Source organism: Streptomyces sp. NPDC020801 (assembly GCF_044334385.1).
Lineage (GTDB): Bacteria > Actinomycetota > Actinomycetes > Streptomycetales > Streptomycetaceae > Streptomyces.
Genome location: NZ_JBIRST010000067.1, coordinates 1,828 through 3,209 on the forward strand (window position 1 = coordinate 1,828; position 1,382 = coordinate 3,209).

General features: G+C 70.0%; 1 protein-coding gene. It reads left to right on the plus strand.

Annotated features, from left to right (window positions below):
• Window positions 1-14: 14 nt before the first annotated feature.
• The coding region (locus ACH4UM_RS41685) for an FAD-dependent oxidoreductase (RefSeq protein ID WP_398191876.1) at window positions 15-1,382 on the plus strand (1,368 nt) is incomplete at its 3' end.

The following is a 1,382-nucleotide window of genomic DNA, read 5'->3' on the forward strand; positions in this document are numbered from 1 at the left end:
TCGGAGGTGCGGCGATGGCGGGACCCCGAGTGGTCATCATCGGAGCGGGCGTCGTGGGAGCGGCCCTCGCGGACGAGATCTCCGCACGCGGCTGGACCGAGGTGACCGTGGTCGACCAGGGACCGCTCCCCGCCACCGGGGGCTCCACGTCGCACGCGCCGGGCCTGGTCTTCCAGACGAACTCCTCCAAGACCATGGCAGAGCTGGCCCGCTACACCGTCGAGAAGTTCTGCTCCCTCGACGTCGACGGCAAGCCGTGTTTCCTGCGGGTCGGCGGTCTCGAAGTGGCCACCACCCCGGAGCGCCTGACCGAACTCCACCGCCGCCACGGCTGGATCACCGCCTGGGGCATCGAGGGCCGCCTGCTCACCCCCGAGGAGTGCGTGGAGCAGCACCCGCTCCTCGACCGGGACAAGGTCCTCGGTGGCCTCCTCGTCCCCACCGACGGTCTCGCCAAGGCCGTACTCGCCGTGGAGGCGCAGATCCGCCGGGCCACCGAGCGGGGCGTGCGCTTCCTCGCCCGCCACGAGGTCCTCGACGTGCAGCAGAGCGGGGGGCGGGTCACGGGTGTCCTGACCGATAAGGGTGAGATCGCGGCGGACATCGTGGTGTGCTGCGCCGGCATCTGGGGTCCGAGGATCGCCCGCATGGCCGGGATGAACCTCCCGCTCACCCCGCTCGCCCACCAACTCGCCTGGACCGGCCCGATCCCCGCCCTCGCCGGCCAGACCGAGGAGGCGGTGCGCCCGATCCTGCGCCACCAGGACGCCGACCTCTACTACCGCGACCACTTCGACGGTCTGGGCATCGGCTACTACGGCCACCGCCCGATGCCGATCTCCGCCGACGACATCCTCTCCGTCGACGAGGCCGAGGGGATGCCCTCGGTCCTGAAGTTCACCGAGGAGGACTTCGAGGACGCCTGGAGCGAGACCCGGTCCCTTCTCCCGGCGACGGCGGAGGCGAAGGTCCAGGAGGGCATCAACGGACTGTTCTCCTTCACCACCGACAACTTTCCGCTGCTGGGCGAGTCGCCGGAGGTCAAGGGCTTCTGGGTCGCCGAGGCGGTGTGGGTCACGCATTCGGCGGGTGTGGGAAGGGCGATGGCCGAGTGGCTGGTCGACGGGTACTGCTCCTCCTTCGACCTGCACGAGTGCGACGTCAACCGTTTCGAGCCGCACCAGCTCTCTGCCGAGTACGTCGTGGCCCGCGACTGCCAGAACTTCGTCGAGGTCTACGACATCCTCCACCCGCTCCAGCCCTCCGGGAAGCCACGCCCGATCCGCACCAGCCCCTTCTACGCCCGCCAGCAGGAACACGGCGCGTTCTTCCTGGAGGCGAACGGCTGGGAGCGCCCGCAGTGGTACGAGGCCAACGCCTCC